The sequence below is a fragment of the Bacillus sp. Medicinal_06 genome (assembly GCF_056711665.1).
The window spans coordinates 328,365-354,241 of sequence record NZ_JBWYHD010000006.1; the positions used below are offsets into that span (position 1 = coordinate 328,365).

18 protein-coding genes, 1 pseudogene and 1 riboswitch are annotated in these 25,877 nt (G+C 37.8%); of the genes and pseudogenes, 10 read left to right on the forward strand and 9 right to left on the reverse strand.

Annotated features, from left to right (window positions below):
* Positions 1–203: 203 nt before the first annotated feature.
* Positions 204–1,559 carry a cytochrome ubiquinol oxidase subunit I gene (locus AC1M36_RS17015; protein WP_336451629.1) on the forward strand — a complete coding sequence of 452 codons (1,356 nt, stop codon included), beginning with the start codon at positions 204–206 and terminating at the stop codon, positions 1,557–1,559.
* A complete protein-coding gene (locus AC1M36_RS17020; protein WP_336451628.1) occupies positions 1,552–2,577 on the forward strand; it encodes a cytochrome d ubiquinol oxidase subunit II in 1,026 nt (341 codons plus the stop codon). Before AC1M36_RS17015 ends, AC1M36_RS17020 begins: the two co-directional genes overlap by 8 nt.
* Before the next feature lie 169 nt (positions 2,578–2,746).
* On the opposite strand, the gene thiC is transcribed toward AC1M36_RS17020, so the two are convergent.
* The 4 genes from thiC to AC1M36_RS17040 form a co-directional block, all read right to left on the reverse strand.
* Complete coding sequence (gene thiC / locus AC1M36_RS17025; RefSeq protein ID WP_336451627.1) at positions 2,747–4,507, reverse strand: phosphomethylpyrimidine synthase ThiC; 1,761 nt, start codon at positions 4,505–4,507, stop codon at positions 2,747–2,749.
* A 417-nt stretch (positions 4,508–4,924) separates the two neighbouring features.
* A riboswitch (TPP riboswitch) is annotated at positions 4,925–5,040 on the reverse strand.
* 232 nt (positions 5,041–5,272) lie between these two features.
* Positions 5,273–6,934: an L-lactate permease gene (gene lldP / locus AC1M36_RS17030; RefSeq protein WP_336451626.1), complete on the reverse strand. Its 1,662-nt coding sequence runs from the start codon at positions 6,932–6,934 to the stop codon at positions 5,273–5,275.
* A gap of 388 nt (positions 6,935–7,322) precedes the next feature.
* Positions 7,323–7,817: a metal-binding protein gene (locus AC1M36_RS17035; protein WP_336451712.1), complete on the reverse strand. Its 495-nt coding sequence runs from the start codon at positions 7,815–7,817 to the stop codon at positions 7,323–7,325.
* 49 nt (positions 7,818–7,866) lie between these two features.
* Positions 7,867–8,232: a YkvA family protein gene (locus tag AC1M36_RS17040; protein ID WP_174100393.1), complete on the reverse strand. Its 366-nt coding sequence runs from the start codon at positions 8,230–8,232 to the stop codon at positions 7,867–7,869.
* 695 nt (positions 8,233–8,927) lie between these two features.
* Here AC1M36_RS17040 and AC1M36_RS17045 point away from each other — a divergent pair.
* From AC1M36_RS17045 to AC1M36_RS17070, 6 genes are all read left to right on the forward strand, one after another.
* Positions 8,928–10,856, forward strand: a complete 1,929-nt coding sequence (locus AC1M36_RS17045) for an LTA synthase family protein (RefSeq protein WP_336451625.1) — start codon at positions 8,928–8,930, stop codon at positions 10,854–10,856.
* Positions 10,857–11,332: 476 nt separating this feature from the next.
* A complete protein-coding gene (locus tag AC1M36_RS17050) occupies positions 11,333–12,217 on the forward strand; it encodes a D-amino-acid transaminase (RefSeq protein WP_336451624.1) in 885 nt (294 codons plus the stop codon).
* A gap of 210 nt (positions 12,218–12,427) precedes the next feature.
* Positions 12,428–14,113: a C40 family peptidase gene (locus AC1M36_RS17055; protein ID WP_479846060.1), complete on the forward strand. Its 1,686-nt coding sequence runs from the start codon at positions 12,428–12,430 to the stop codon at positions 14,111–14,113.
* A gap of 487 nt (positions 14,114–14,600) precedes the next feature.
* Positions 14,601–15,812 carry a NupC/NupG family nucleoside CNT transporter gene (locus AC1M36_RS17060; protein ID WP_336451622.1) on the forward strand — a complete coding sequence of 404 codons (1,212 nt, stop codon included), beginning with the start codon at positions 14,601–14,603 and terminating at the stop codon, positions 15,810–15,812.
* Positions 15,813–15,919: 107 nt separating this feature from the next.
* Positions 15,920–16,672, forward strand: coding sequence for a dGTP triphosphohydrolase (locus AC1M36_RS17065; protein WP_336451621.1), 753 nt, complete (start codon positions 15,920–15,922; stop codon positions 16,670–16,672).
* Positions 16,669–17,964 carry a glycosyltransferase family 2 protein gene (locus AC1M36_RS17070; RefSeq protein WP_336451620.1) on the forward strand — a complete coding sequence of 432 codons (1,296 nt, stop codon included), beginning with the start codon at positions 16,669–16,671 and terminating at the stop codon, positions 17,962–17,964. The genes AC1M36_RS17065 and AC1M36_RS17070 overlap by 4 nt, the downstream gene beginning before the upstream one ends.
* A 308-nt stretch (positions 17,965–18,272) precedes the next feature.
* On the opposite strand, the gene AC1M36_RS17075 is transcribed toward AC1M36_RS17070, so the two are convergent.
* Positions 18,273–18,407: a hypothetical protein gene (locus AC1M36_RS17075; RefSeq protein WP_000833063.1), complete on the reverse strand. Its 135-nt coding sequence runs from the start codon at positions 18,405–18,407 to the stop codon at positions 18,273–18,275.
* 237 nt (positions 18,408–18,644) lie between these two features.
* Positions 18,645–20,165 carry a glycine betaine transporter OpuD gene (gene opuD, locus AC1M36_RS17080; RefSeq protein ID WP_479846061.1) on the reverse strand — a complete coding sequence of 507 codons (1,521 nt, stop codon included), beginning with the start codon at positions 20,163–20,165 and terminating at the stop codon, positions 18,645–18,647.
* 658 nt (positions 20,166–20,823) lie between these two features.
* Between opuD and AC1M36_RS17085 the strand changes: the two genes are divergently transcribed.
* Together AC1M36_RS17085 and AC1M36_RS17090 are read left to right on the forward strand one after the other, a co-directional pair.
* Positions 20,824–21,720: a cell wall-binding protein EntA gene (locus tag AC1M36_RS17085; RefSeq protein ID WP_479846062.1), complete on the forward strand. Its 897-nt coding sequence runs from the start codon at positions 20,824–20,826 to the stop codon at positions 21,718–21,720.
* 243 nt (positions 21,721–21,963) lie between these two features.
* Positions 21,964–22,257, forward strand: coding sequence for a DUF3910 family protein (locus AC1M36_RS17090; protein ID WP_479846063.1), 294 nt, complete (start codon positions 21,964–21,966; stop codon positions 22,255–22,257).
* Positions 22,258–22,336: 79 nt separating this feature from the next.
* Here AC1M36_RS17090 and AC1M36_RS17095 read toward each other — a convergent pair whose 3' ends face one another.
* From AC1M36_RS17095 to AC1M36_RS17105, 3 genes and pseudogenes are all read right to left on the reverse strand, one after another.
* A complete protein-coding gene (locus tag AC1M36_RS17095) occupies positions 22,337–23,728 on the reverse strand; it encodes a zinc ribbon domain-containing protein (RefSeq protein ID WP_479846064.1) in 1,392 nt (463 codons plus the stop codon).
* Positions 23,729–23,740: 12 nt separating this feature from the next.
* Positions 23,741–25,278 (reverse strand): annotated as a pseudogene (locus AC1M36_RS17100) (zinc ribbon domain-containing protein).
* Between the two features lie 5 nt (positions 25,279–25,283).
* Positions 25,284–25,775: a zinc ribbon domain-containing protein gene (locus AC1M36_RS17105; protein ID WP_479846065.1), complete on the reverse strand. Its 492-nt coding sequence runs from the start codon at positions 25,773–25,775 to the stop codon at positions 25,284–25,286.
* Positions 25,776–25,877 lie beyond the last annotated feature (102 nt).

Genomic DNA, 25,877 nt, shown 5'->3' on the forward strand with positions numbered 1-25,877 from the left:
AACGTTCGCATAAGCATTATAAAAGATTTTGTTCTAAAACACAAATGAAATATTTCCACCTTTCTTTCGTTATTTTTCCTGAATATTCCAAAATCATAATATCATATTAAGTTTTTAAAATACATATATATATTTGGCATTTTTTTGAATAAATTTTCCAGTTCAATCAGAAAATAATGGCAAAAATGAAGAGGAGTAGAGTTATGGATACTGTTACATTGTCACGGGCTTTCTTTGGGTCATCACTAGCATTCCATATCATTTTTGCAACCCTTGGAATCGGACTATCTTTGATGATTTTTATAAGCGAAGTATTATATCACTGGAAGAAGGATTCAGATTACGCTGTTATGGCAAAAAGGTGGACAAAGGCTTTTGCCATCCTTCTTGGTGTGGCAATTCCTACTGGAACAATCGTCGGTGTACAAATTTCACTTCTTTGGCCTGGATTCGCCAAAATTGTCGGACAAGTGATTTCTGTTCCGTTTCAGATTGAGATTTTCGCATTCTTCTTAGAAGCTTTGTTTATGTCTATTTACGTATACGCAGCAGATAAATTGCCACCGTTCATGAGATTAATCTCACTTTTTTTTGTCATGCTTGGTGCAACTGCATCCGCCGTGTTAATTACTTCAGCAAATACATGGATGAATACACCAGCAGGCTTTTCTATGAATCCCGATGGCTCTGTTTTTAACGTTGACCCGTGGAAAGCATTCTTTAATCCCAGCTTTTTCACAAGCTCTTTTCACGTCGTCATTACAGCTTATGCAACCGGAGCAGCCGTCATTGCTTCTATCGCTGGATTTAAATTATTAAAACGAAATGTGAGCGCAAGGGAGATTGCTTATCATAAAAAAGGACTATTTTTAGGACTTGTTGTTACCTTTATTACAGGCGCAACTATGTGGCTTTCTGGACATGAATCAGCCATCGCCTTACATGAGCATTCTCCTGAAAAACTCGCATCAGCTGAAGCTTTATTTCAAACGACATCACATGCTCCCCTATCCATTGGTGGAGTTGTTGATCCTGAAAATCTTGAGCTAAACTATGCACTCGAAATTCCGAATATGCTCAGCTTACTCGTTGGTTTAGACCCTAATACCGTTGTAAAAGGGCTTAATGAATTCCCAAGAGAAACATGGCCACCGTTTTATACACATACACTGTTCAACTTAATGGTTGGTACAGCCGTATTCACCTTTGCTGTAGCAACCATTGCCCTTTTATATTGGTATTTTATCTATCGAAAAAAAGAAGCAAAGTTACCGAAGTGGCTGCTATGGGCAACTGCTGCATGCGGGCCGATTATGATACTCGGTATTGAATTCGGTTGGATTTTCAGTTGTAGTGGACGTCAGCCTTGGACCATTTATGGTATGCAACGTACAGTTGATGCTGCAACACGTGCTGACTTTGTTGGACCTTTATTCATTTTATTTATCATTTTGTATATCGGACTTGGCGCGTTAACAATTTTCGTGCTGCGGACGTTCTTTAAAAGACATCCGCTAAAAAATGATTTAGTGCAGCAAGGAGGAGATCCTCGTGCATGAGGCAAGTATTGCGATTATTATCTTATGGGCCATTATCTTCGTATACAGCATTTTAGGCTCCATTGATTTTGGGGCTGGATTTTGGGGTATGGCATACGCGAAGCACTCGACGCTAGCTGGAAAACTTGCCAATCGGTATTTATCGCCAACATGGGAAGTAACAAATACATTTCTCGTCTTTGTCGTTGTTGCATTCCTTGGCTTCTTTCCAAAAGCAGCTTTTACACTCGCAACAGTCATGTTTGTGCCGGTAACATTAATTTTAGTTCTCGTTGCCATTCGCAGTACATTCATGGTGTTTGCTTATTCTGTACCCAAATATGAACATGTTCTTCGCTCTATTTCTGGTATTACAGGCCTCTTAATTCCGGCCTTATTAATTACAGTTTTACCTGTTACAGAAGGTGCTTATATTACGACCTCTGGCGGAAAAGAAGTTCTATTATATGGGAAACTTTTATCGAGTCCAGTAATTTATTGGTATATGTTATTCGGATTAACTTCTGAGTTATTTCTGTCCTCTCTTTTTTTAGCTGACTTTGCGAGAGAACAGCGTTCAGAGGATACCTACCGTGTTTACAGACGAAATGCCATCATACTTGGTCCAGCAACACTCGTTACGGCCATCATCGCCCTTGTTGTAATGGATCCAGAAACACATTGGCTCATGCAAGGATTAATTAAACAGTTCCCTTGGTTCACAGTCTCCATTATTTTATTTGTAATCGGGTATTCTTCCCTTTGGTGGACAAATAAAAAATACGATTCACTTGGCTGGCCGCGCATCGCTGTTTTAGCAGTTGTTGCACAGTATGCATTTGCAAGCTACGCTTATGGCGTCGCGCATTTACCATATATCATTTACCCGGATGTTACTGTATTTACAAGCTTTACAACGAAAGAAACATTCTATGCGCTGCTCATCCTCTATGCAATCGGCATCGCCATCTTACTTCCAGGCTTTATTTTCTTCTGGAATTTATTCTTAAAGGATCGAACATTCCTAAAGGAAAAATAATAATAGCCCCCTTTGCTACCGTCTTAGCAAAGGGGGCTTCTTCTATATTTAAGTTAGGTACATGTGATCAATCAAGTAAAGAGGTGTTTGGGAGCAGTACATATTTCCCCCATCTCAAACACAAAGGAAGGAGAGAGAAAATAAACTCCCTGAAAAATCTCAAATTCAATTATTGATATAAGTGACTACCAGCTTCTTTAAACTCTTCTGCTTTTTCTTTCATACCTTTTTCAATTGCTTCTGTTGTTTCTAAATCATTTTCTTTTGCATATTCACGAATGTCGTGTGAAATTCTCATACTACAGAACTTCGGACCACACATTGAGCAGAAATGAGCTGTTTTTGCTCCTTCTGCTGGTAATGTTTCATCGTGGAAGTCCATTGCACGTTCAGGATCTAAAGATAAGTTAAATTGATCGCGCCAACGGAATTCAAAACGAGCTTTTGAAAGTGCATCGTCACGTTGCTGCGCTGTTTTGTGTCCTTTTGCAAGATCCGCTGCATGTGCCGCAATTTTGTACGTAATAACCCCTTCTCGAACGTCATCTTTGTTTGGCAAGCCTAAATGTTCTTTCGGCGTTACATAGCAAAGCATTGCAGTACCAAACCAGCCGATCATCGCCGCACCAATTGCCGATGTAATATGGTCATACCCAGGTGCGATATCCGTCGTTAAAGGTCCAAGCGTATAGAATGGTGCTCCTTGGCAAATTTCAAGCTCTTTATCCATATTTTCTTTAATTAAATGCATTGGTACATGTCCTGGTCCTTCAATCATGACTTGAACATCATGCTTCCAAGCAATCTTCGTTAATTCTCCAAGTGTTTCAAGCTCAGAGAATTGCGCTTCATCATTTGCATCCGCAATCGACCCTGGACGTAATCCATCTCCTAGAGAGAAGGAAACATCGTACTGTTTCATAATTTCACAAATCTCTTCAAAGTGAGTATATAGGAAGTTTTCTTTATGATGGAATAAACACCACTGCGCCATAATCGAGCCACCACGTGAAACAATACCTGTTGTACGTTTTGCTGTAATTGGAATGTAACGAAGTAGCACGCCAGCGTGAATTGTAAAGTAGTCAACGCCTTGCTCTGCCTGTTCGATTAACGTATCACGGTATACTTCCCACGTTAAGTCTTCAGCGATTCCGTTTACTTTTTCTAGCGCTTGATAAATCGGCACTGTTCCAACTGGTACAGGAGCATTACGAATAATCCATTCACGAGTTGTATGAATATTTTTCCCTGTTGATAGATCCATGATTGTATCTGCGCCCCAGCGTGTTGCCCATGTCATCTTCTCAACTTCTTCTGCGATAGAAGAAGAAACTGCGGAGTTCCCAATATTCGCATTTACTTTCACGTGGAAATTGCGTCCGATAATCATCGGTTCTGCTTCTGGGTGGTTAATGTTTGCTGGTAAAATGGCGCGTCCTTCCGCAATCTCTTTACGAACAAACTCTGGCTCTACCCCTTCACGAATCGCAACATATTCCATTTCAGATGTAATAATACCTTTGCGAGCATAGTGCATTTGCGTTACGTTTGCACCTTCTTTTGCGCGAAGTGGTTTACGATCCATTTGCGGAAACACAGGTGTATGATTAGATGCAACTTTCACACCATCATCTTCCGGTTTCATTTCGCGTCCTTCATACTCTTCTACATCTCCGCGGTCAACAATCCAACCACGGCGTGGCGTTGGAATTCCCTTTTCCAACTCTACTTTGTACTCAGGATCTGTATATGGACCACTTGTATCATAAACACGAATTGGTGGATTTGGTACACCATTTGTATCGCTTTGTGCAATCTCACGCATCGGCACTTTCATACCTTCATGCGGACCATCAACATAGACTTTCTTACTCCCTGGTAAACTCGACTTCAATTCAATTTGCTTAGCTGAAACAGATTGCTTCATAATTTGTGTTTCCTCCCCTTTATCATTTCAGTTGAATCTAACTTGCTCAGAGTCTTGGGCCATCTTCTGGACAATTCGATTCTTACTTCAGCGGCTAGAATGGGCGGGGGCTTCGCTTCTTCCGCCGAGGCAAACTGCGCCTCTTCGGCTGAAGCTCCATCCCCCTCTCATTCTGAACGAGCCGCCTCCGCTTTTCTTGTGATCCAGCTTCGCCTCCTAGCCCTTCACATCTAAAAACCTTCCGCACAAGAAAGTAAAAAACACTTTCTGTACGGAAGAACTTTAGCCGTCAGGGCTAAACAGTCGGCTCCACTTTACATGTGACAAGGACGAGATTAAACTTGTGGCCAGCGCATGCCAAAATAAAAAGAGCCAGGTCCATAGTAAAACAAGGACCTGGCTCATAAAGACATCGTTATGTAAAGCCGTTAACTTCCCTACGCTGGTACGAGCCAGATCAGGTCCAGAGGGTTAAGAAGTTCTCGCACTTCTCTCTCAGCCCAAGCTTCTCTTGGGCACCCCTAGTTTATCACTGATTTAATTTTCAATACTTTCTTATCATACACGATAATCAGAAAAATGCAAACAAATGAATCTTAATTTTTATGTGTCGTTTTTTGTATGTTGGTCGATATCCTTTGTCGAATAGTCGATATGTTAGTAGTTTCCGCCGATATATTTAGAGAAACAGTCGATATATTTAAAAAATCGCCGATATCTCAAAAAAGATGCCCGCACGCGCCCGCCCGGGCATCTTTTTCTTATTTACGGTATCATCCAAGTTAAATAATAAGCTTGTACATATGTCATAATCCCAACAATGATTACGAAGAATAGACTATGTTTTACTGTGAAGCGGAATAAATCAGATTCTTTTCCCGCTAATCCTACTGCCGCACAAGCTATTGCAATCGATTGCGGAGAAATCATTTTACCTGTTACACCGCCTGTTGTATTTGCCGCAACAAGTAATACTTCTGATACGCCAACTTGCTGCGCTGTAATAGCTTGCAGGTTGGAGAATAATGCGTTTGCCGACGTATCTGATCCTGTTAAGAATACGCCGATCCAGCCAAGGAATGGTGAGAAGAACGGGAATAATCCACCTGTTCCTGCTAATGCTAACGCGAGTGTTGACGATAAACCAGAATAATTTGCGATGAATGCGAATCCTAATACGAAACCGATAGATAGAATTGGCATTTTTAATTCTTGTAATGTTTCTTTAAATGTTTCAACTGCTTGTTTTGCGCTCATTTTAAGTACAAGGATTGAAATAATACACGCAATTAAAATCGCTGTTCCTGTTGCTGATAGAATATCAAACTTTAATACTGCATCATAAGGCGTTGGTTTATTTACAATTGGTTCTGCCTTCATTACTAAATTGTGCAGACCTGGAATTTGAAACTTAAAGACAAGACTTTCCAACGCCCCGCCTGGAGCAAATAACGCTTTGAAGAATCCTTGACTCCAAATCACAACCATCACTGTCAAAATAATAAATGGTGACCAAGCCTTTACAACTTTTCCTGCCGTTAATTTTGGCATAGATGTCGCAGTTGTTGTCGCTGCCACTTCAGCGTTCGCTTGATTAGATTGATAAATTTCTTTCGGTTGCCATACTTTTAGGAATAATGCTAAACACACTAAGCTGACAAGTGCTGATGTAATATCCGGAAGTTCTGGTCCTAAAAACGTAGCTGTAATAAACTGTGTAATTGCAAATGAACTACCTGCTACAAATAATGCAGGCCATGTTTGTTTAACCCCTTTGAAGCCATCCATTAAAAATACGATAAAGAACGGAACAAATAATGATAAGAATGGTAATTGATGTCCTGCCATTTGTCCGATTTTATGAGCATCAATACCCGTTACTTGCCCCGCAACTGTAATCGGAATTCCCATTGCTCCGAACGCTACCGGCGCTGTATTTGCAATTAAACAAAGTCCAGCCGCATATAACGGATTTAAACCAAGACCTGCAAGAAGCGCTGCCGTAATTGCTACCGGTGCACCAAATCCAGCTGCCCCTTCCAAAAATGCACCAAATGAAAAACCAATTAAAATAACGAGTAAACGATGGTCATTCGTAATCGATAGTACCGATGCACGAATCACATCAAACTGTCCTGTTTTGACAGAAATTTTATATAAAAATACCGACATCACAATAATCCATGCGATTGGCCATAACCCGTATAGGAAGCCATATCCAGTTGCTGCCATCGCCATTGTAAACGGCATTTTATACGCAAATAACGCAACTAAAATTGTTAATACAACTGTAATAAAACCTGCCACATACCCCTTCATACGAAACACTGCTAACGCCAAGAAAAAAAAGATAATTGGAATAAGTGCTACCGCTGCCGAAATCCAAATGTTACCAAACGGATCGTAAACTTGTGTCCATGTCCCCATTGTCCTCTCCCTTTCTGTAATCCCCTGTTTTAAAACCTTTATAATCCTATCAATAGACTATCCGGTCATCATACCTTTAAGCCTAAAATAAAAAACGTTTTAGGAAAACGTTTTCAATGATTGTATTTCTACTTTATCATATCATTTTTGATTTAAAAAGATTTTTTAAGCTAATTTTCTAATTTTTTTGTTAAATCACAATTCCGGATAAGTCCTATAATAGGAAAAAAGTCAATTTCATTTCCCCTCATTATTTTAAACAAACGTTTGATTAACGACTGAAAATCCTGTCACTCTGACGTATTTCACTTTAAACAAACGTTTGATTAAAAGTCTTATGAACACGTTTAGTACAAAAAAGAAAAAGCACTTGCAATTCGCAAGTGCTCTACCTTCTTCTTCTTTTTTTCTTTCGTCTCATAAGCTTTTTTCGGCGCGTGTTCAATCGATCCGCTATAATATGGAGTGCACTCGCAGCAATAACTCCAATTACAAATGTTGTTAAAGCAACATCATGTTCCCTTGCAATCTCAAGTAATCTTCCGTCTAGTACCGTTTTATTTAATATGTATAGGAATGGAGAGAAGACGAGAAGCATATACAATATACGAATGAGATCACCAATTATAATCGTATGTGTTAAGAAAGAACGATGCGGCATCACACATTGATATGGATACCAAAAAATACGAAGCAAGCCCCATTTGTTATAGGCGTTACTATGAGTATCCAAATCTGGTGTTAAGAAAAACGTGCCGATTAAAAACCCTATCGCAAAAGTGAGTAAAAAATCAAAATTTGTTAGTCCATACGAAACAAGCATAAACAAAACAATCGGAAGAGAGAGTAAGTTTATTTTCGTATGTGTTTTTCCTGATGGCATAGTACACTTCCCCGCTAATGTTTGCCCTGCCATTTCTGACAGTTCTCACCTATTGATCTAATTTTTGATCGATAAACGATGTGTCTATATCCGAACCAAACCAATCCGCTAATTTCATCTGTGCTTTTTCTTTTACATCTTCGTTTACATACATAGACGCTTGCACAAGTGCAGCAGTTAATGCACCTAAATCATCCGTATAACCTATTCCAGCTAAAAAATCCGGAATCGCATCAATTGGAGCAATAAAGTAAGCAAGTGCTCCAATAATAGTTGCTTTTACTCGCTTTGGAACATCCGGTCTTTGCATAACGTAAAACAGCAATAAACTCGCATAAATAACCGATTGTCCCGCTTGTTTCGCTACATGTTTCACCTTATTCCAAAACGCTTCGACTGAAAATTTTCGTTCCATATAAAGAGCCCCCATGTTTTGTTTTTTTCATTATACGAAAAAAGTAGATGCACCTTCAAAAATAAGGAACTAGCTCCATTAGTTAATAAAATGTTCATCAAATATACACATAACCTATCAATAAAAATTTATTGTAACAGACAACAGAGGAAAGAACAAGTGTTCGCAATCATTTTTCCACCATATAAATCACAGCTATGCAAACAAAAGAGGTTCCGCTCTCTTTTTCTCCCTTTGTGTTAAATGCGGCTTGGGGCTAAGAAAGAACCTGACAGCTTCTACGCTCTGGCGGATCCTCTCTTCCAAACTAAAAGAGCGGTTTTTATATTCTCAATATTTCTCAACATAAAATGTTCTATTTCTCTTACTATTCTTTATTATCTTTGTTATATTTTCTAGTTGACGAGCATATAAACCAATGTTAAAGTTTTCTCTGGCAGCAACAATAAAAAATACAAAAACTGTAAAATGTTATAGTGTTTCTAAGAATTGAATTTTGTTGTATAATACAGAAATGACGTTACGCTTATGGATCAACAAAAGAATTGGCAGGAAACCAAAAGGGTATGCATAGTTAAAGTCGTATATGGGGGATATAGAAAACTCTACTCATGGCCAAGAAAACTATGTATTTTTTATTTTAGCATTTTTCGCTCCAAAATCGACCAAGCCTGATAGAGAAAGGGTGGAAATGGATGAAGGAATCTTTAAAATCACAATTTCAAAATGTGCGCTTTACCTTGTTTGTTGCTTTGGCCTTATGGTTAAAGACTTACATCATAACGCGTACGAGCTTTGATTTGAAACTTGAATCTTTCATGCAAGAATTTATCTTATTCATTAGTCCATTGGCAGCATCATTACTGCTTGTGGGCCTTGCATTATTCGCGAAAGGAAAGAAACGTAATTATATAGCACTTGGAATTGATTTTCTTTTAACAATCGTTCTTGTTGGTAACGTAATGTTCTACGGATTCTACAATGACTTCGTTACTTTACCGGTACTTGGGCAAACATCCAACTTCGGACAGCTAGGATCCAGTGTAAAAGAACTATTCAATTACAAAATCATCGTTGCATTTGCTGATATTATTATCTTTTCGGTTCTATTAAAGAAAAAGAAAAACTTTGCAAAAACGGAGCGCGTATCACGTCCGATGCGTTCTTTATACTTCGTATCAACGGTTGCTATTTTCTTCGCAAACTTAGGTCTTGCAGAAACTGAGCGCCCAGAGCTATTAACACGTTCATTTGACCGCGTTATGCTCGTGAAAAACTTAGGTTTATATGCTCACCAAGTATATGATCTTGGCTTACAAGCAAAATCAAGTTCACAAAAAGCATTTGCTGATGGTAGCAAATTACAAGAAACAGAAAACTACGTAAAAACAATACAAAGTAAACCAGATCCAAATATGTTTGGTGCGGCAAAAGGGAAAAACGTAATCGTCGTTTCTCTTGAATCCCTACAAACATTCTTAATTGGTGCAAAAGTCGGTGATCAGGAAGTTACACCTTTCTTAAACCAATTTGCAAAAGAAAGTTATTACTTCGATAACTTCTTCCACCAAACTGGACAAGGAAAAACATCGGATGCTGAATTCTTAGTAGATACATCATTATATCCATTAGACCGTGGTGCTGTATTCTTTACACACGGTAATAATGAATATACTGCGACTCCAGAAATTCTGCGTCAGCAAGGATATTACACAGCTGTATTCCATGCAAACAACGCAACATTCTGGAACCGTAACATTATGTATCCAGCACTTGGTTACGATCGTTACTACAACGAGCTTGACTATAAAATTACTCCAGAAACAAAATTAAACTGGGGATTAAAAGATATCGAGTACTTTAATCAATCAGTGGATATGTTAAAACAAGTGAAACAACCATTCTATACTCGTTTCCTTAGTTTAACCAATCACTATCCATTTACGTACGACGATGATACAAAATTAATCGAACCTTATAATTCTGGTGACGGCGTATTTGACCGTTACATGGTAACAGCTCGTTACTTAGACGAAGCACTGAAAAACTTTATTGAACGTCTAAAAGCAGAAGGTATTTATGATAACTCTGTTATCGTATTCTACGGTGACCACTACGGTATTTCTGAAAACCATAACCGTGCAATGGCACAATTCTTAGGTAAAGAAGAAATTACAGCATTTGATCATATGAATTTACAAAAAACACCTATGTTCATTCATGTTCCAGGTCAAAAAGAAGGTAAAACAATTTCAAAACCAACTGGTGAAATTGATATTAAACCAACAATTCTAAACTTACTTGGTGTGGATTCAAGCAATGACGTTCGTTTTGGTCATGACGTATTTTCACCAGATAATAAAGGATTCGTTGTTCTTCGTGACGGTAGTTTTGTTACAGACAAATATATGTATACAAACAATACATTCTATGATCGTACAACTGGCGAAGTCGTAGAGGTACCAAAAGAAGAAGCTCAAGCAATGATCGACCGTGCTCAAAATGAACTGCGCATGTCTGATAAGCTCATTGAGGGAGACTTACTTCGCTTCTCTGAAAGCAACAAAATTAAAACGGGCGAAGTAAAAACAGCTATTAAAGAAGATAAAAAAGACGCTGAGTAATCTCAGCGTCTTTTTTTTAGTTACAGCCGAGATTCTTACTGCTCGCCACTAGCAGGATAAAATTACACAATCTTCACCAAATATTTACATAAAATTCATGAAACATCTCTATAATAGGATTTATAAACAATGTTCTGTCCATTCCCCACCTATCATTTTACAGCTTTTCGTTAGGTCCCCATGGGGAATACCAGAATCATTTGTGTAACAATGCCCTTGATATTACTGAGAAGTAACATCCATTATCTTAGTAAAGCCGACCTTTTTACTGGTCACCTTTCTAGGCTATACCAGGACAATATCCCTATGAAACAAGCTACCCTCCTTATGCAACATTGTTGCAAGCAACGTTCTGTATGAATGTTGCTTTTTTTTATTTGTAAAAAGCAGGATTCTCATTTCCCATTTGCGAATTTGTATATGCGAAATACAATAAATTGGAGCCCAACGCTCATCATTTAAACAATTAAGAAAGGATGGGAAGTAAAATGGCATACGAAAGGTTCGTATTATGGAACGATAAAATGATTGATACAAATAAAAAACAGCCGTACATACAATTAGAAGAACGTGGCTTGCAATTTGGAGATGGTGTCTACGAAGTCATTCGTATTTATAAAGGAACCATCCACTTATTAGATCCACATTTAACTCGATTATACCGTTCCATGGATGAAATAGAATTAACCCTACCTTTCTCTAAAGCAGAACTCATTACACTACTTTACAAATTACTTGAAAATAATAAATTTCAAGAAGATGGCACCATCTACCTACAAGTTTCTCGAGGAGTACAACATCGTACACACACATTCTCTTTTGATGTAACCCCAACCATCTATGCTTATATCTCAAAAAAAGAACGCCCCGCTCTATGGATTGAATACGGAATACGTGCCATATCAGAGCCTGATGTACGTTGGCTCCGCTGTGATATTAAGTCTCTTAATTTAATGCCAAACGTATTAGCTCGTACAAAAGCGGAACGAAAAGGTTGTAAAGAAGCACTTCTCGTTCGTAACGGGATCGTTACGGAAGGAAGTCACTCCAACTTTTTTCTTGTAAAAAACGGGACTCTGTATACTCATCCTGCTAATCATCTAATCCTAAACGGGATTATCCGCCAATATATTCTTTCTTTAGCTCATAAACTACAGATTCCTGTTCAAGAAGAATTATTCAGCATTCGTGATGTTTATCAGGCTGATGAATGCTTTTTTACAGGAACAACAGTAGAAGTACTTCCGATGACACATCTTGATGGCACCGCCATCCAAAATGGTCAAGTTGGGAAAATCACCAAATTACTACAAAAAACATTTGTCCAAAGCTTTTCAACTTCTGATATCCCATTACCTTAAACACAAATGTTTTCATCTTAAAATTCTCTTAATATACGTATTTTCATTTAAAATCAAGGTGGAACATGCACCTTGATTTTTTTTTGTAATATTCTTGACATATTCAGATTCCCGCATAAGCCTTGACAGTAATCGACATGCCTTTTAGAATTTTTAACAGTTGGTAAATATTTCATCACTACATTACAGACAGAAAGGAATCGACAAAACATGAAAAAATATCTTGCCGGTCTTGCGGCAGTGTCTGTAGCAGGAGGAGCAGCCCCGACATTAGATAGCGTTCAAGCTGCCCCTGAAAATACACAAAAACCTGTTGCACAAACTGTTCAAGCTGCGCCACAAAACAACTCAAATTACACAGTTACTGCTGACGTATTACACGTTCGCTCAGGAGCTAGTACTTCTCACGACATCATTTCTCGCGTATATGAGGGCCAAAAATTAAACGTAATCGCCGAAGAAAACGGTTGGTTTAAAATTAACCATAATGGGAAAACTGGTTACGTTAGTGGACAATTCGTATCAAAAAACGGTGCGAAAACAAGCGTAAATACAGGTGGCAAGAACAAAGTTACTGCTGACATATTACGTGTTCGTACAAGCCCAAATACTTCTAGTTCCATTATGGGACGTGTATATGAAGGACAAACATTGCAAGTTATTAGCGAAGAAAACGGATGGGTTAAAATTAACCATAACGGCAAAACTGGTTACGTTAGTGGACAGTTCGTATCTGGCGTTTCTTCAAATGCTGGTTCTTCTAATAACAATTCAAATGTTCAAGAAGCAAGCGGAAACTATACAGTCAATGTATCTTCTCTTCGCGTTCGTACAGGCCCTAGCACTTCTCATACAGTTTTAGGATCTGTTCATAAAGGACAAGTTGTACAAGTTGTCGGCGAAGTTCAAGATTGGTTCAAAATTAACTATGCAGGACAAACTGCTTACCTTAGCAAAGACTACGTAACAAAAGGTGGCTCTAGTAGCAACGTTAACCAAGGGAACAATCAGCAAGGAAATAACAATACAACTGTTCAAACTGGCGGTACTTATGTTGTTAATGCAACATCATTACGTGTTCGTACAGGCCCAGCTACATACCACGGTGTACTTGGTGGCGTATTAAATGGTCAAACATTAAACGTAGTTGGTGTAGAAAATGGCTGGTACAAAATTAATCACCATGGTAAGACTGGTTATGTAAGCAGTGAATTTGTGAAATTCGTTAAAGGTGGTACAACGACACCTGAAAAACCTGAGCAACCACAAACAACTGCTGGCGAATACTATATTAATGTGTCTGCATTAAATGTACGTAGCGGCGAAGGTACAAATTACAGCGTAATCGGTGCTCTTCCACAAGGTCAAAAAGTACAAGTTATTTCTGAACATTATGGATGGAGCAAAATTAACTACAACGGTCGCACTGGCTATGTAGGAACTCGTTTCCTATCTAAAACACCAGTTGATGGTGCTGTAGACAATAACAACAATAATAATAATAACAATAATAATAATACAGGTAACACAAGTGGCGATACATCATCTATTCTTGCATATGCAAAATCAATGGCAGGTGTACCATATGTATGGGGCGGCACTTCTGCTAATGGCGTTGACTGCAGTGGTTACATTTTCCACGTATTTAATAAATTTGGTCACAACATTAGCCGTCAAAGTGTTGCAGGATATTGGAGCAGCCTATCAAAAACTTCAAATCCACAACCAGGCGACTTAATCTATTTCCAAAACACTTATAAGCCAGGTCCTTCTCACATGGGTATCTACCTTGGTGGCGGAACATTTATTCAAGCTGGAGATAAAGGTGTAGCAGTCGCATCATTAAGCAATTCTTATTGGAGCAAGCACTTCTTAGGATATACAAAAGCACCTTAAGTCATAGTTTCAAAACCTTCTAGATTACTAGAAGGTTTTTTTTATAGATTTATGTTTCAACATATAAGTCCCTTCGAAAGAAGATCTGCACTCCTTGTTTTAACTTGGAATAGTGCTAAAAAAGCCCTGTCCACTTCTATCTACGGCAAAATGCTCTCTCCCTCTCCTAAAAGAAAGGTTTTCTATCGATTTTGCAATTTGTATGTATATAAATATGTTTCCATCCTCTTATTTCATACACCATATTCCTTAAAAACAGTTCATAACGTTACAATAATACATATATTCTCGCTAAAAAACATAACCTATTTTATCCCTATAAGATTGATATGTGTTTTCTTAGTGAATTTTCTTTCTATTTAAACTTTTCGGCAGACGTTTGACCTCTGATGTCCGGTGTGATACGTTACTTAAGATGCTATTTTCGTAGAAGTATAGACATCTATTAATTATACTTTTTTACTATGAGAGAGGAGATTTACACTGCATGAATGTTTTATGGGGAATTGGCGGCGTGATTGGAATTTTAGCAGTTGCATTTTTACTATCTTCCAACCGCAAAGCTGTGAATTGGCGCACAATTTTAATCGCGCTAGCATTACAAATTACGTTTTCTTTCATCGTATTACGATGGGATGCTGGAAAAGCTGGCTTAAAGGTTGCCTCTGATGGAGTTCAAGGCTTAATCAACTTTTCTTATGAAGGAATTAAATTTGTCTCTGGTAACTTATTAGATAAAGATGGTCCTTGGGGATTCATTTTTGTAATTCAAGCACTACTTCCAATTGTATTTATTAGTTCATTAGTAGCAATATTATATTATTTAGGTATTATGCAATGGTTCGTTAGTATCGTTGGTGGTGCATTAAGTAAACTTCTTGGAACTTCTAAAGCAGAGAGCTTAAATGCAGTAACAACTGTTTTCTTAGGACAAACAGAAGCACCAATTTTAATTAAACCGTACTTAACACGTTTAACAAACAGTGAGTTCTTCGCAGTTATGGTAAGCGGTATGACGGCTGTTGCCGGATCAGTTCTTGTCGGTTATGCAGCAATGGGAATTCCGCTAGAGCACTTATTAGCAGCAGCAATTATGGCAGCACCATCAAGCTTATTAATTGCAAAGCTCATTATGCCAGAAACAGAAACACCAGATAACGATGTAAAGCTTTCTACAGAACGTGAAGATGCGAACGTTATCGACGCAGCAGCACGCGGGGCTTCTGAAGGGATGCAACTTGTTATTAACGTTGCAGCAATGCTAATGGCATTCATTGCGTTAATCGCTGTATTAAACGGCCTATTAGGATGGATTGGATCTTGGTTCGATATTAAACTTAGTCTTGATTTAATCTTTGGATATCTTTTATCTCCATTTGCTATTCTAATCGGTGTTTCACCAAACGAAGCTATACAAGCAGCTGGCTTTATCGGACAAAAACTTGCAATCAACGAATTCGTTGCTTATGCAAACTTAGGTCCACACATGTCAGAGCTATCTGATAAAACAAATATGATTTTAACATTTGCAATTTGCGGATTTGCAAACTTCTCTTCTATCGCAATTCAATTAGGTGTAACAGGGACACTTGCTCCTTCTCGCCGTAAACAAATTGCACAGTTAGGGATTAAAGCAGTAATCGCTGGTACGCTAGCGAACTTCTTAAATGCAGCAGTTGCAGGTATGATGTTCCTATAAATAAAAATCGAGCTGATCCGAAATTTCGGGTCAGCTTTTTTTATGAATGTATATCACCCCTTCTAGCACATATTACATATAACACCCTATGTACTAGGAGGTCCGTGATGAAACAAATGCCAAATCAAATTATGATATTATGGATTGCACAAATTTTATTCTATTTCACCACAGTTCATATAAGCTCATTTCCTTATGCTTTTTTCTTTACGATTATTTATGTACTCATCAACTTACTATTTCTATTCATTTCAAATAAATTTGCTTTCACTTTATTTATTGCCGGAACTCTCCTCTCCGTCTTCTATTTATTTTATGAAGCATGGTTATATTTATGGGATACTTCTACACAACTTACCTACATCATCGTTCATTTCCTAGCAATTGTGAATTTCTTTCTTATCTATATATCGACTTATATGTTAAAAAAACTCTTGCATGAAAATAGACGCTTGCAACAACAAGTCCATACACTTGAACAATATATTGGAGAAACAAAGTTATTAACAAGGCAGGAATTTGAAAGACGTGGTTTATTACTCGAAGCGGCTATGAAAAGGCGGAGTGAAACAGGCATGCTTGTCTATTTTTCATTCGCCTCTTTTGGTAGCTATACAAAACGAAGCGTCATGGATCGCGTCGCCTCCCTCCTACTTGATACAGTGCGGAGTGATTTTGATTTAGTTGGAAAATATGATGACAATACATTAGTCATTTTACTCCAAAATACAAATGAAGCTGGTGCAAATATTGTTTTGATGCGCCTTGAAAATAAATGGGAAGAATGGTTAACTGAGGATGCTCTTTCAAAAATTATAATCAAACAAGAAAAATTTGGAGAGCAGGTGTTAACAACATGATGACACTTATTCTTCTCCTGCTATTTCTTCTATTTTGCCTACTTGTTTTTTGGATTAGCATCATTTTTTCTATTAAATATGTGCTTATTTTTACAGCTTTCTTATTTTCTGGCTTGCTCGTCTACTATTCCTTACTAACACTTGCTGGACTTGTTCATCGAAATCGCAAGCTAAAGAATCGGACATTAGAACATTACCCGAGCGTAGATATACTGATTCCTGCACATAATGAAGGCGTTGTGATTATGGATACGTTAACTGCGATGGCAAATATCGAGTATCCTGGAAAACTTACCATTTATTTATTAAATGATAATTCCCAAGATGAAACTGGAGAAATTGGTGATGAATACGATGAGGCCTATGTGCATATAAAACATATCCGCGTACCACCTGGAGAGCCGAAAGGAAAATCACGTGTATTAAACTACGGGCTCAGCATATCAAATGGAGAGTATTTTTGTGTGTATGACGCCGATAACCAACCAGAGCCACATGCGCTGCGCATGCTTGTTGAATACGCAGAAACGACAAAAGATGCGGTCGGTGCGGTCGGCCATGTTCGCACTGTCAATGAAGAACGAAACTGGCTTACTAGGATGATCTCTCTTGAGTTTCAAATCTTCCAGTTACTCATGCAGTCTGGTCGTTGGCTCTTATTCCAAACTGGTTCATTAACAGGAACAAACATGCTCCTTCGTCGCTCCACACTTGAAGAGCTCGGTGGCTACGATCCTTATGCCATTGCTGAAGATGCAGAACTCACATTGCGAATTACACAAAAAGGATATCTATTACCAATCGTACCTGAATCCATTACATGGGAACAAGAACCGGAACATTTAAAAATTCTCATTAAACAACGAACACGCTGGCTTCAGGGCAACTTATATATTTTAGAAAAGATGTTTTCCTCCTTCAGCTTCTTTAAAGGAAAACTACTCGTTCATTCCTTGCAGCAAGTACTAGTATACGTTGTCTTTTGGCTGTTCCTAATCATCTCAAATGTATGGTTCATTATAGGCTTACTCGGTCTCTTTCAAATCAGCTATACTATTCCATTACTATTTATGTGGTACGTCGCTTACATCACATACACATCGCAACTCTTTAGTGCACAAAGCGTCGAAAATACATTCACGCCAACGAACATATTTATCAGCATCATTATGTACTTCACATACGCCCAACTCTTTACGTACCTATTTATCCGGAGTCTCATCCTATACTTACGCGCGAAAAGTAAAAAACAAATCATCGGATGGGACAAAACGGTAAGATTTAAAAAATAAAAGCGGAGGTGGCTCGGTCAGAATCGCAGGGCGTTGGAGCCACCGACAGAGAAGCGTTTTTTGCTTCGTCCGAGGGGGCGAAACGACCGGAGATTCTAGCCACCGCAGCTAGATACTAATAAAAGCGCAAGCGGCTCGGTCAGAATGAAAAAACCTTTGATTAAAAAAATAAGCACAGAGCGCCGTATGCTCTGTGCTTATTCTCACTTTAAATCTATATATCGGACAATACCCCTTAGTCGAAAGCAATTTTCACGTCCATCCCCCAACGAACGATCTACTTTCTTTTATATACGAAAAAGTGACTGCTATTTTTGTAAAACCAATTGCTTCTCTTGTTGCTCTTTAGATACTTCAGTCTTTGGTTCCGTGTTTTCTTGCACATTACGATGTGCCACACGTTTCAAACAAATATGCTTCCACTTTCTTTCGTAACGCTTCATTATTCTAGTTGTCCCCCTTGAATACGCTTAAAAACTATTTGAAATCGCTTACAGGAAATAATATAGCACATATACGAAAAAGTGACAACACATTTCCGACAAATTTTTGACAAAAATTTGGATGACCTTTGACAATATATCGACGGTTCGACACCTTGCGATAACTGACAACCACTAGAAATTCACACACCTCGCAAAAAAGAGCTGATTCAAAATCAGCTCTTTTCTTCTATATTATTATTTATGCTGATGGTGATGTCGACCTTCCTTTTGCAATTCTTTAAATAAAGCTGCAATCATAAAGAAAATAACAAATACAAACGGGAATGCTGCGATAATCGAAGCAGTTTGTAAAGCCTCTAATCCACCTACATATAGTAAGATTGCTGCTAGTGCTGCCTGTACAAGACCCCAAACTAATTTAATTCGATTTGGCGGGTTTAAGCTACCATGTGTCGTTAACATCCCAAGAACAAATGTCGCAGAATCTGCTGATGTAATAAAGAATGTTGAAATCAATAGAATCGCCAGAACCGATAAAGCTGGCCCCATACTACCCATATGATCTAACACAGCAAATAGGCCTACCTCTGTACCCATTTCCTTAATTTGTTCGTAAATATTTGCTCCATCAAACAACTCCATGTGAATGCCAGTTCCTCCAAATACTGAGAACCAAAGCGCACCAATAATTGTTGGAACGAGTAACACACCAATCACAAACTCACGAATCGTACGTCCACGTGACACACGGGCAATGAATGTACCAACGAATGGTGACCATGCAATCCACCATGCCCAGTAGAAAATCGTCCATGATTGAATCCACTGGTTGCCACCCTCATCTAATGGGCTTAAACGGAAACTCATACTCGGCAACTCTTGAATGTACGAACCGATTGTAGAAGTAAAGTAATTCATAATAAAGTTCGTTGGACCTGCAAATAATAAAATTGCCATAAGTGCAAAGGCTAAAATAATATTTGTATTACTTAAATATTTAATACCTTTATCTAATCCTGTTTGAGCAGATAACATATACAGAACCGTTACAATCCCAATAATAACTAGCTGCGTTGTTAATGAGTTTGGAATCGATGTTAAATAGCTAACACCACCTGCAATTTGCTTCGCTCCAAGCCCTAATGAAGTTGCAACACCAAATACTGTCGCAAATACAGCTAACACATCAAATATATGCGCAATACGGCCATGCTCACCGCTCTTAAATAAAGGACCAACTGTTGCACTAATTGTACTTGGCTTTCCTTTTCGGAATGTGAAATAAGCGATGCATAATGCTACAAGTGCATATAAGCCCCACGGATGCAATCCCCAATGGAAGAATGAAAAGCGAAGTGCAAGACGTGCACTCTCTTCTGTGGCACTTTCTCCAAATGGCGGTGCATATAAATGATTTAATGGTTCCGCAACGCCCCAAAAAATCAAACCGATTCCCATACCAGCACTAAAGAGCATAGCGAACCACGTCATATAACTATAATCAGGTTCATCATCGTCTTTACCTAAACGAATGGAACCGTACTTGGAAACAATTAAAAAGATAGCAACTCCTAAAAAGATAGAAACAGAAATAATATAAAACCACCCAAACTTACTAACTAACGCAGTTTGAATTGCAGTAGTTACATTTCCTAAGCTACCTTTTCCAATTATAGATTCGGGAATAATCCCCCAAATTGTAAATGCAATACATAATGTTAATGAGACAATAAATGTTTTTGTCAGTTTCCTCATAAAATCCCCCTTTTGTAGGTTTCTTTTCTTCGTAAAATGACCCTAATTCCGATAAATTAAATCGGATAAAGTGAAATGTTTCTTACGGTGATTTTCTTCAATTTCTCTAAAATCAGCCTTCACTAATTAGAATTCTTATGGACAAGTTCATCTTCCATATAACCGCTTGGATTATACAATGAAGATGCTACTGCCAAATCGTGCGAGATAGATGCGGATGGGAATATGTTTTCCCAAAAAATGGTGTGTTACATTTTAAAAAAAGGCAAATATATCGATTACCACTCTTTCTTTTTGTAACAATTATGCGGTTGTTTTGTCAGGATATTGTACGTATTTATAAATGCACAAACAAAATGTTTATGTTTATATAACTATTTTAGGCATAATTCGGTAAAATTCTCAATGAATGTAACACCTTAGTAAACCTTTTGTAACATTTGTGTAATATTATTATCTTCAATGAAAAATACCCTTCGTATTACAAATCATAGGGATATCTACTAAACCTCTTGAAAATATAGATTAAAAAACGTTTTCTATCATTTTTTTCTATATTACAGAGTATTAATGCTTTGTTACGAATGGTTTGTAATTGTGTGTTTTCCCAAATTCCGAAAAAAACAGTTGCTATAATGAGGACACGAAAACAAACGCAATGGAGGCTATCATGAAAAAATTAATTGGTATAGCAACAGCAGCAGTTTTTGGTCTTGGGATTTTCACTACTTCTGCACAAGCAGAAACTGTTGTAACAACAGACGTATTAAATGTACGAGAGAACCCAACTACTGAATCAAAAGTTGTAGGAAAATTATTAAATGGTCATAAATTAGATGTTACAAATACAACAAACGGATGGTCACAAATCAAATTAAATGGTAAAGACGTATTCGTAAGTGCAGAATTCACAAAAAGCATCTATTACGTAACAGCAAACGTATTAAACGTACGTGCTGAAGCGAACACAAACTCAGAAATTCTTGGTACGCTTAAGAAAGACGATATGATTGAAACAACAAGCCAAGTACAAAATGAGTGGTTACAATTCGAATATAACGGAAAAACGGCTTACGTTCATGTTCCTTACTTAACAGGTACAGCACCTGTTATTGAAAAACAAGAAACGCCTGCTCCTGCTAAAGCTGAAGCACCTGCAAAAGCAGAGGCACAAGCTCCAGCGGCACAAGAAAAACCAGCTGCTAAGCCAGCTGTTAAAGCAGCAACTACAAACGCTCCTGCAGGTGGCCGTGAGCTAACAGTTGTAGCAACAGCATATACAGCTCATCCGAGTGAAAATGGCGGCACATATGGTGGTCGTGTATTAACTGCAATGGGTCATGACCTAACAGCGAACCCAAACATGAAGATGATTGCTGTTGATCCGAAAGTGATTCCATTAGGATCAAAAGTATGGGTAGAAGGATATGGAGAAGCAATTGCTGGTGACACTGGTGGTGCAATTAAAGGTAACCGTATCGACGTTCTAGTTGGCTCTGACGCAATTGCTAACAAATGGGGACGTAAAACTGTTAAAGTGAAAATTTTAAAATAACCAATGACTGCTAAAAATTCAGCCAGTTCTCATATATTGAGAGCTGGCTTTTATTTATATAACCATAACTGAAAAGATTCTTTTTTATTTGGATGGATGCGGTTAGGGCTTTTTTAGCCCCATGCCATGTTTCAAACTAAGGGAGAAAATGAGTGCAGGTCTCTTTTGATTCTTCATAGCGGTGATTTATATATTGGTAAATCGAAATCGGTATATATATAATGACGATAAGGAGGCTACAATATGAATCTAAATGCAAAAGTAGATTGGATCGGCACACCAAAGCCATACATATACAAAGACGATGTAACATATGATGCGACCGCAATTGATTTTTCACTTGAAAAGGATGACAATCGCTATAAGTTGATTGTGCTCAAGCACGATCAATCCCTTCAATATAAGTTTGTGCAATACGGCATAAAACCGGGATCACACAAACCATTTCCAATTGATATACCCTTTCAAGAAGAAATGCTCCCATTAGTAGAAAGAATTCTACAAGATCCATACGTACGAGCTTTTCGCACTTTGTAGAAGCGTCGATATTTCCAGGCAAACGATCGATACACAAAAAAAAGACTACCTCTTTCTAAAGAGATAGTCTTTTCGCATGTTAACGTGTTGGACCAGATATTTCTTCTGATTTCAACGTGTTATTCGCACCAAGTGAGTGATACAATATTTCCCCATCAGCATTCACTGTAACAATATGTTCATTGCTAAAGCTTTTGAATTTCACAGATCCATCACCATAACGAATATTATATTCTTCATATGTCGTTACTTTATATTTCGTAGAACTTTGACGTTCAATGTTACGAACTTCAAATTTTAATAAATCCTCAGTAATTCCTTTTTTCTTTAAATATTGCAGATAATCGCGGTCTTCTTTATATGATTTTCCGCTCTTATCATAGTTATTTTCAATTAAACTAAAGTCATTTAAAGCGATCGCACGTACGTTGTCATAAATATGATTTCGAATGAAATCACCGATCGCAGTATCAGATGTTTCTTTTGGGAATTTTAAATAATAAGAGCTTTCATCACCAATTTTTACACTTTCAGATTTCACAGTTCCAAACTCTGTTTGTTTTTCTAAATGCACCTCAACCGTTTCATCTGTTGGTACAGGGCCTAGTTTATAACTGCCGTAATTTAATTTCCCACGCTTTTTGCCATTTACAATGACACTCGCACTATTTTCATCCGAAGAGATTGTTACGTAGTTGCCTTCAAGTGGTAATTTCACATCCACTTTCCCTTCTTTTTCTCCAGCTAATTCAACTTCTTTTTCCGTTTCCAGTTCAGTAAGATCGGCTTTCGCTTTTGCTTTTACTACATACGTCCCAGGGAAATAAGGCCCGATTTCTTTAGAAGATTTCTCACTAGAAATGTCAGTCACTTTTTTATCATTTACATATACTTCTGCAGTTTTTGCAGTTGTGCTGACCGTCATGAAATACGACTTAATGCTGAACTTATATTTCGGATATAAGAACCATTCTTTCCCATCTTCTACAATTTGCCCATCCACAAAGCTTTCTTTATCAACAAGCTTTGCATCTACCTTTTGCTTTTGTAAGTAAGATAACAATTCTTTATTGTACGAAGGGTTATCCTTTAAATAACGTAAATAAGATTTAATATCTTCTGTTTTAATTTTCAAACCTGGGTCATCCGATTTTATAAGAGAATCAATTGTATTTATATCTTTTTTATTGAAGGCATCAATTAATACATTGATTTGCTTTTCTTTCGAAAATTTATATGCTCCGAATTTATACGCACCAAACAATGCAGCCGCAAACACTGCAAGTATAATGAAAAGCACGATATTCTTCTTACTTTTCTTCGGCTGTACTTCCTGACGATATGTCCCTCTTTGCACATCCACTCTCGAAGCAGCCACATTTTCTTCAATTACTTCTACTTTACTTCCGCATTCCGAACAAAAATTCAAGTGATCTGCAACTGTTTTTTTACATGTTCCACAAAACTTCAATATACTTTCCTCCTACTTCCTTCCCAATTTCATTCCAGCGAAAGCGGCCACATATGTCAGAATAAAGCTACCGAGTGCAAATACATCCAGCTCCCTTGCATAGATAGCATCGTTCCACTCACTCCAAACATACTTGTCAAATTCCCTGAAATATCAATTTGAAACTTGGAAAGAATATTTACTAAGAGCATCATAACTGTGTAAACACCACTACATACAGCGAGTGTTACATATATATTAGCCTCCCGTATTCTCGCTAATTTTTGTCCCACTCTAAACATAAAGAAAAACGGAATAATAAGCAGTAACAATCCATAATGGAATGTATTATTTACATCTTCTATTCCAGCAAGTTCTTCTGGCCTTGCCCCTTCAGCAATCGCAAGATCCTTTAATCCTGTTCCATTAAAGGACATGCCCGATACAAATGAGAACTGCATTTCATTGTCTTTTCCTTTTGCATTCTTACGTGAAATGCCTTTATCAAAAGCAGGACTTTTCACTTCTACTGGTGCAAGATGAGCCATATTCCATACTTGCGGTGTTACTTGTAGTGATAACATCACGCGTTGCGATGTTGTAGATGTTAATTCTTTCAATGGTTTCACACTATCTTCTTTCATAAAGAGAGCAATTACACATAAAATAACAGCTGTTAGCAAAAAGCCTTTTATCATTGCTGCTACTCCGTAATAAAGTGATGTTCCGTATGGAAGTAGCTCACGGAATGCTTCGGCCATATTGTTTTGGCTTGTATGAGCAATCATCCCTAATAAACTAAACATCGTTCCACATATAAACCCACTCACTAAACTTTTAAAGGAAGAATATCCAACTGATACTGTTACAGCATCCATCCCCGGAATAGAGATTGATTTAGATGCAATGAAACTAATAATAAATAAAAATAGACCATAAACAATACCAACTGTAGCTGCCATTGTCACCTGTTCACCGATTGTATTCGCAATACGTTGTTTTCCAATCCATATACCTGTTCCGCCTAAAATAATAAATGGAATCAATAATAATAGTAAAAATGGAGTATGCCAATATAAAGAAAGAATCATTCCATCTGCATCTTCGGCTGAAAATCCAAGTAAATGGTAGTTTAATAGTGTAGCTGTTGCTCCATTATAAAAACCTGATAGCATATCTAATTCACGCGCAAACTTCTGAAGAAACTCTTGCGTCATTGCTGCAAATATAAAACTTCCAATCCATCCCGCAAGTAACATAAGAACACTCGCAATCGCTCCGCCAATTACCCCGGTTCTTAAGCCGTTCTTATGTAATCCTAATTCTACTTTAGGTCCTTTTTCCATACTCGGTAACTTTACGATTTGATCTTTCTTCTTCATGGTAAATAAAGAATACCCACAATTTTGACAGTACAGATTTTGCTGAGCATTTTCATTCCCACAACCACGGCAATATTTAGAGTTGTCTTGTTCAAGAACAACACTGTCCTCGGGCACCATTGCCATACTTCCTTCGTTAGGACAGTAGTTCACTTCTTCATGTTGATTTCCACACATGCGACAGTACATTTTATTCACTCCCCACCCTGCTTCATTCCACAAACAGGGCAATAGATGGAGTTTTTTGCAATGTGTTCATTACATGCGACACACGCAACCTTTTCCTCACTACTCTCTACCGCTAGCATTGGATTTGGTTTTCCGCATGACCCGCAAAACTTGTCATTGATTGATAGAGAACCACCACATTCACATGTCGCTTTCTCTCCTTGCTGCTTTTGCAATTCAACAATTCGCTTTCGCGCTTGATAAATCGCAACATCGAATACTTGGATTGGAGTAACCAATTGCTTTAATTCTGCTTCATTCACTCCAGAGTCTCGAAGCTGAACATACACCTTTTGACCAAGATCCAACAAAACTTCTGTCTTCTTTTGGAGCTGCACTTGTATTTCCTTTTTCAACTGTGCAATTTCTTGTGCAACCTGCAGTTTCATCTTTCCCTGTTCAATTCCCTCTTGCAGTTTATTCATACCGCTACCTAATTTCGTCTGTAAATCTGACAAACGCAATCTCCCTCTAGATAAAAAATGATATATTTTACCAAGTTAATATTACCGTGTTTTTCTATTTTTTGTGCAGGCAAATTCATTTTTTCTGTTTTCCCA